Origin of the sequence: Methanobrevibacter sp., from assembly GCF_045220775.1 — an archaeon.
Taxonomy (GTDB): domain Archaea; phylum Methanobacteriota; class Methanobacteria; order Methanobacteriales; family Methanobacteriaceae; genus Methanocatella.
This window is the reverse complement of the sequence record NZ_JBGUWC010000175.1, coordinates 1-6815: the sequence shown is the minus strand read 5'-3', so window position 1 is coordinate 6815 and position 6815 is coordinate 1. Positions and strand designations below refer to the sequence as shown.

Below are 6815 nucleotides of genomic sequence, written 5' to 3'. Positions count from 1 at the left end.
GGTACCTTTTCATTTAAAAGGCCTGTAAACACGCTCATCACACCCTCTATCAACACGATATCATAGTCTGATGAATTGAGTCTGGCTATTGTAGACTCTATGTCAGCCCATCCCAGATGCCCGATTTTTACAGACGCAAAGTCTTCCATCTTTCCTTTTGTCAAATATAGTCCTGGTATAATGTCACGCACATCAGGACCAACCTTGAGAAGCGCTACCTTATACCCCCTTCTTCTTAATGCTCCTGCAAGGCCTGTTAATATGAATGTCTTTCCTGAATCGGAACCATTGCTTCCAATCATTAGATATTTAGGCTTTTCATGTTTGTCTTTCAATTCAGGGACTTTAATGTTGAGGTTGATTCCGACCTCGCTCTGCAGGTATTTTTTGACTTCAGCATTTCTATTGTATATGTCATCAATATTATTTCCGGCATCTATTTGTTCCAATAGGTTTTCTACAAGAATTGGGTTTTCATCTAATATGCCATGAATCATGGTACCGATAACATTGCCGTCATCGTTGCATGCTCCAGAAAATATATTGTATTCGGCTTCTTTGTTGACATCACCGTAATTCATCCTTTGGACTTGTGAATAGAACAACGGCTTTGCATCCCCTTCCACTTTACCGTAGGTGTGTGTATGGAAACCGTTTACGTCTTCTGTTTGGTTTTTTACTAAAAAGGAGTTGTCAAATACTTTGGCTTTAACACGATCGCTTGTAATCAATGGTGAAAAATTGACGTCAATGATACCAAGACCATCTTTTACAATAGGCACCGGAGATTTTCTGCCGATATCTATTTGGTTTGACAGTAGCTGAAATCCCGCACAGATTCCAATGATAGGTTTTCCGTCACGAGCCATTTTTTTGATTTCAGTATTCAAATCGATGTTAATGTCGTTTGACTCGATTAATGTTCCGCCAGGTATAATCAATGCGTCCAATTCTTCTGAAGCCTTTAAACCGTCAACAAGTCCGTTTTCCTTAACAATGTCTGTTGGCAGATTTCCAAAATCTTCAAATCCCGGAACAGCTCCATTTAAATAAGCAAGTCCAATTCTTGTCATAAAAATAACCTCTTGATATAATCTATTGTAACTTATTTGTAATATAATTTAGAGGTGCATTTCAAGTGTAAAAATAGTTTACATCAAAAATAAAAAAAGAAAAATAAGAACTATTGAGTGTTTTCAAAGACACTCATAGCTTTAATAATTTTTAAATCGTCTAAAGGTTTAGCCTGAATTTGTAATCCTACCGGAATGCCTTCGACTTCACCGGCAGGTATGCTTGCAGCCGGAATACCTCCAAGGTTAGCTATTACGGTTAAGACATCGTAGGCATACATTTCCATAGGTTCCAGTTCAGCGCCTATTTCGTGAGGAAGTTTAGGCACGGTTGGCCCTACAATCAAGTCAACGTTTTCAAGCATTGATGTGATTTCCGCTCTGATAACGGATCTTGCTTTTAAGGCTTGCTTGTAGTATTTACCGCTGAATTCAGCTTCAGCAATATGTGATCCTATTTTGATTCTTCTTAAAACTTCATCTCCACATACCTCTTCGATTCTGGAACCGTAATCCCTTCCGTCGTATTTCCTGGTTGCTGAGAAGAATTCCACATAGTTGATTAGGTAGTATGTAGGAAGACAAAGGTCAATATAGTCAAAGCTTACTTCAACAAGTTCAGCTCCAGCATCAACCAACTTGTTAATTGCTTTATTAACGGTTTTGTTGATTTCCTCATCGGTAACGTCAATGAATTCCTTACACACAGCTATTTTCATGCCTTCCAAGCTGGTGTCATCCAATACTTCGGTAAAGTCAGGCTTATCCCAGTCTAGAGTGGTACATTCGGTTTCATCGTAGTTTGCAATTGTGTTTAATGCGAGTGCAATTCCACTTACATCATTTGCAAGCGGTCCGATTTGGTCCAGACTCATTGACAAGTCGAGCAGACCTTGCCTTGAAACCGCACCATAAGTCGGCTTAAATCCTACTACTCCACAGTGTGAAGCAGGGTTTCTGATGGATCCTCCAGTGTCAGATCCGATTGCAATGTCACACATTTCAGCCGCTACAGCCGCTGCACATCCTCCGGATGAGCCTCCAGGAATTCTTCCCATAGCCTTAGGGTTTTGGGTAGGTCCGTAGTATGAGGTTTCGGTTGAGCTTCCCGCTGCAAACTCATCCATATTCAAGATACCGATGATTATGCCGTCTTCAGCTAATATTTCATTGACAACAGTTGCATTATAGCTTCCGATGTAGTCTTCTAAGGTTTTGGAAGCTGCTGAAATAATCAAGTCTTCAACATTAATGTTTGCTTTTATACCAAATACTAATCCAGCTAAAGCGCCTACTTCTTCGCCTTTAGCTATCTTTTCATCAATAGCTTCCGCTTGCTTTAATGCATTTTCATAGTTTAATTCAATGAATGCATTAATTTTTTCGTTATTTTCGTCAATAACTTTAATGAAGCTTTCAAGATTTTCTTTAGCTGTCATTTCTCCACTTTTAATGGAGTTTAACTTTTCAATAACGTTCATTAAAACACCTATAATAATCGTAAAATATAATTTAAAATATCTCGCACTTTTCAAGTAAATATTTTTTTTACTTTTCAAATGCTCTCTCTGTTTAGATATATATTGTTTTATAATATATTAATTTATCATATAAGGTGAATTAGAATGGATAACGAACTACTTGAAGAGATACATATTGTAAAGAATCACTCACCTCGGACCAGATTAGTTTATAAAATGGCTGTTAAAAAATATGAGGAATTTTTTTCAATGTCAATGTCTGAATTAATTGAAGAAGCAGAATCTGAAGAAGAACAAGGTATTAGATGGAAAAAAAGAAAATTAAAAAGGAGATTGTTGACTTTTAGACAACATATGATTGAAAATTATTCTCTAAGCACAGTTAAGACAACTCTTTCTCCAATTATTTCAATTTACAAATATTATGAAATTGAAATCGTTCAACTTCCTAAAATGAACACTAAAGGGATAAAAACACCAGAACCAATTGTTTTTAAAGATTTGCCAGACAAAACCATAATCAGAAAAGCATTAAGCATTTCCAATCCAAGAATGAGTGCTATAATCTATTTTATGGTATCTACTGGATGTGCTAGACGGGAAACCTTGAATTTAACTATTCAAGATTATATTAGTGCTTTAAGTGATTACACTGATAAAACTGACATATATGAAGTTATAGCTGAAATAAAAGATAGGGATGATGTTGTACCTACTTTTAATGTTTTAAGGCAAAAAACTAACAAGTATTATACTACTTATTGCAGTCCAGAAGCAGTTACCGCAATAAATTCCTATTTGCTGTCAAGATCCGATCCGCTTACCAACAACAGTCCTTTGTTTAAAATTAATGAGGATTATTTCTCAGATGCATTTATAAGAATTAATGAAAAACTTGGTTTGGGAAAGGTTGGAACTTATAACCGTTTCAGAAGTCATATGCTCAGGAAATTTCATGCCTCTGCATTATATAATGATGGTATGAGTCTGGACAATGTAAATGATTTACAGGGAAAAGCAAAAAACAAAACTGACGCTTCATACTTCATGACAAATCCGGAAGATTTGAAATATGAATATATTAAACATTTGCATGCCGTTACAATAAACAAAGATGTCGAAAAGCTATCTATCAAATCTCCTGAATATATACAACTCGAAAATCAGAAAAATAAATTAGAATCCGAATTAGATGTTATTCTCAAAAGGGTAACTAATCTTGAGGATATGAGAGAAGAGCTTGATGGCCTTAAAGAAAGGGTTGGAAAATAAGATTATGTGATGGCATTTGACATTGTGTCTGATGCCATTGCCAAACATTCATTTAATGTAAATATAATCAATAGCTACTTTTTCTATTTTAATTTAATTGGATTGTTTTAACATTAACGACCAGGTTTCTTAAAATCATACATGATTTGAAATTGCGATATATATGAAATGGTTTTAAAAGGGATTCTGAATTGCTGGTGCTGGCGTTAATGTTGTTTAATTCAAAGAATTAGATCAATCCAAGTACTCTTTCACCTTTCTCTGTTATTCTATACATTCTACCTATTTTGACTTCAGGATTGACACATTCAATTAGCTCCATATCCAACAGCTGTTTTAAAGTGTTATAAAGATAGTTATGTTTAAAACTTCTGTATTCCATAGTCCCAAGACCTAACGCTTCTTTAACATCTTCCATATTCCAATTTTCACGACCCTTTTCACTGTTCCATCTGTAAATTGAACTGCAGCTTCTCTCAGATATTGTTCTGTTTTTCAAGCAGGTTTCAATATCATCAAAATCTTCTACAAGAATGAAATGGGAATTGGTGGAATAGAATCCGAATTTTTGTACTCTTTCTTTTTGTGGAATGGAATGAAGAAATTTTTTTGCATCTTCATGTGTACTGTTCCAGGTTAATCCTGAGCAGTCATTTTCGTCTTCAAAATCAATTATATTGACCCGTATCCATTTCAATAGATTTTTATCAGTTTTTCTAATCATTTTAATGTTCACCCTTTTAATGTATGATGTATTAATTTTTTTCTATTGTAGATTATTTAAATTATCAGAGAGAGCATTTGCGAAGTAATGTTCATGGTCAAGTTTTCCTTATGATTTTGAATTTTCATTTTATACATATGTTCTTTTGTGTCGAAGATTGCTATTGAAATGTTTATACAATCTTCCAAAAATACAAGGCTTAGGGACATAATTTTTTTTCAAAAAAATGAACAGTTTAACATCGGAATACCGACAGTAATGTTTAAATACACAAAATGACAAAGTTAAGAACGGGTCTTACCAACCCAAAGCAATTTTACGAAGTGAGAACAATTTTTCACACTCGTACAACTTTTTCTTGATAAGGCCTGAACATCACTATCTGGAGGTAAAATATCAAAAAAGCTATGAGAAAAAAAGATCATGATAAAAGGATTATAAAAAAATAATTTTATTTTGGATAACGAACTATTATAAAATATTTTTTATATAATCCTAGAATGGGTCAGTAAGAAAAATAAAAATAATTAGACACGTCGCCAAACGATGTTAAAAATTAATATTTTCCAAAACTTAACCCAATATCTAGTATATTTTAAGGAATATATAAATATTTATACATTTTAAATAAAAAGACTTATTTTATTCTAAATATTCGGTAAATATTGGAAAATTAATTTTACAAACATACTATTTTTATTTTCAAAGACTTCTGACCCATATTGAGTTTTTAGACTGTTGATCATTAATCCCCATGAGGGAACACAGGAGATAAACACAATGTGTGAAGTGATAAAATCTCGGCCCAATGAAATAATAATCTTCAATAATTTCAGGGCACTTGAAGAAGCCATTGCCGAAATTCAGGAAAGCGATAACATCCGCAATGAAAGGGAATTCTTCGAGTCATACAGAATCAAGATAATGAAACTGGATTAAATACCAGTAAACGACGAACACGAAATTAAAACACAAAAAAGGAGTCTTTAAAAATGTTAGAACAAGAAATTGATGGAGTAACCCATGTCGTAGTCCCAAAGGACATGTGGGAGGAAATGTGGGATGTTATTGATAGTATTAAGAAAATGGGTGATTTGAAATGAGTAGCTATTCACCCTTTGCAAAACATTGCACCCGTGAAGATATGGTAGCTTTGCCTAACCAGTTCCAAGAAAACTATCATGGCATCCTAACTCACAATGGTGAGATTAAAGTTGCAAAAGGAGATGTTGAACAGGAAATCCTCTACATTGACGATGACGGTATCGTATTAGTGGATGGTGGGAAAAAAGCATACCAGACAATAATACATGACAAGCTACTGTCCTTGATTCAATATGCAGCTGAAGGAGATATTGGATTAATCAAATTCATAAGAGGAGAAGCATTCATTGTTGGATTTAGGAAAAACAATAGGGAGAATGAATATGGAAGAAGCAATTCTTGAGATGCAGGAAAGTCTTGTTGATGGATTATTCATTGCATTTGCATCTATTGATGAAGAATGTTATTATTCGCTTACCAAATCTGATGAACTCAAATTCCTAGATGATAAAACAGTAGTCATACGTAGAAAAAGCGGAAGACATTCAATAATCAACTTGAATTGGATTGTTGATATCAGCATAAGGCGAGGATTGATTTAAATGAACAAACCGGCAAGATTATATCCAAAAGAAGAACCTATTAACCCTAATCCAAAGATGATTTGGATCGGAAGCATATTATTTGCCATAGCTATTGGTTGGTTTGGAATCACAACCGCAAGCTTCGGAGTATTATAAAGGTGATAAAATGGTAAAAGCAGAACTTATAGAAAATCCAGAAGTTCCTAAAGAAACTGGATTAATAACCCAAGACAATGTCCCTAATGTTGATGTAGCTATTGAACAATGGGACGCTTATCAAAAACTATGTAAAGGATTATTAAACGATACAGATTATCAAGAAATCATAGTAAAAGAAAAAGATGAAAACGGAAACTACGTTAAAGTGAAAAGACACTTTAAAAAGAAATCTGCATGGCAGAAACTCTCACGTGCATTCAATGTCGATACCAAAATAGTTGATCGTGACATTGAAAGAACAAAAATGGGAAGAGTACGTGAAGCATACTACTGCGTTAGAGCAACATTACCAAATGGCCGTAGTGTAGAATCAGACGCATTATGCTCCCGGTCTGAAAAAGGAAAAGACAAAGTTTCAGACCACACAATAATGTCAACTGCAAAAACACGTGCAACCAACCGTGCAATAGCTGAACTT

The 6815-nt window shown here is 34.4% G+C and carries 9 protein-coding genes; 6 read left to right on the top strand and 3 right to left on the bottom strand.

Translation table 11 applies throughout. The features are described 5' to 3' along the window. Both ACJROP_RS11775 and gatA read right to left on the bottom strand, forming a co-directional pair. On the bottom strand, positions 1–1073 hold a 1073-nt coding region (locus ACJROP_RS11775), incomplete at its 3' end, for a DJ-1/PfpI family protein (protein WP_406535655.1). Positions 1074–1183: 110 nt separating this feature from the next. Further along, positions 1184–2554 carry an Asp-tRNA(Asn)/Glu-tRNA(Gln) amidotransferase subunit GatA gene (gene gatA / locus ACJROP_RS11770; protein WP_406535654.1) on the bottom strand — a complete coding sequence of 457 codons (1371 nt, stop codon included), beginning with the start codon at positions 2552–2554 and terminating at the stop codon, positions 1184–1186. A 138-nt stretch (positions 2555–2692) separates the two neighbouring features. On the opposite strand from gatA, the gene ACJROP_RS11765 reads away from it, so the two are divergent. Next, positions 2693–3826, top strand: coding sequence for a tyrosine-type recombinase/integrase (locus ACJROP_RS11765; protein ID WP_406535656.1), 1134 nt, complete (start codon positions 2693–2695; stop codon positions 3824–3826). 229 nt (positions 3827–4055) lie between these two features. On the opposite strand, the gene ACJROP_RS11760 is transcribed toward ACJROP_RS11765, so the two are convergent. Beyond that, positions 4056–4550 (bottom strand): hypothetical protein, encoded by a 495-nt coding sequence (locus ACJROP_RS11760; protein ID WP_406535653.1) that lies wholly within the window; start codon positions 4548–4550, stop codon positions 4056–4058. Between the two features lie 780 nt (positions 4551–5330). On the opposite strand from ACJROP_RS11760, the gene ACJROP_RS11755 reads away from it, so the two are divergent. The 5 genes from ACJROP_RS11755 to ACJROP_RS11735 form a co-directional block, all read left to right on the top strand. Further along, positions 5331–5489, top strand: coding sequence for a hypothetical protein (locus tag ACJROP_RS11755; RefSeq protein WP_406535652.1), 159 nt, complete (start codon positions 5331–5333; stop codon positions 5487–5489). A gap of 160 nt (positions 5490–5649) precedes the next feature. After that, positions 5650–5997 carry a hypothetical protein gene (locus ACJROP_RS11750; RefSeq protein WP_406535651.1) on the top strand — a complete coding sequence of 116 codons (348 nt, stop codon included), beginning with the start codon at positions 5650–5652 and terminating at the stop codon, positions 5995–5997. After that, positions 5978–6196, top strand: a complete 219-nt coding sequence (locus ACJROP_RS11745; protein WP_406535650.1) for a hypothetical protein — start codon at positions 5978–5980, stop codon at positions 6194–6196. The genes ACJROP_RS11750 and ACJROP_RS11745 overlap by 20 nt, the downstream gene beginning before the upstream one ends. Further along, a complete protein-coding gene (locus ACJROP_RS11740) occupies positions 6197–6334 on the top strand; it encodes a hypothetical protein (RefSeq protein ID WP_406535649.1) in 138 nt (45 codons plus the stop codon). Between the two features lie 10 nt (positions 6335–6344). After that, the coding region (locus tag ACJROP_RS11735) for a hypothetical protein (protein WP_406535648.1) at positions 6345–6815 on the top strand (471 nt) is incomplete at its 3' end.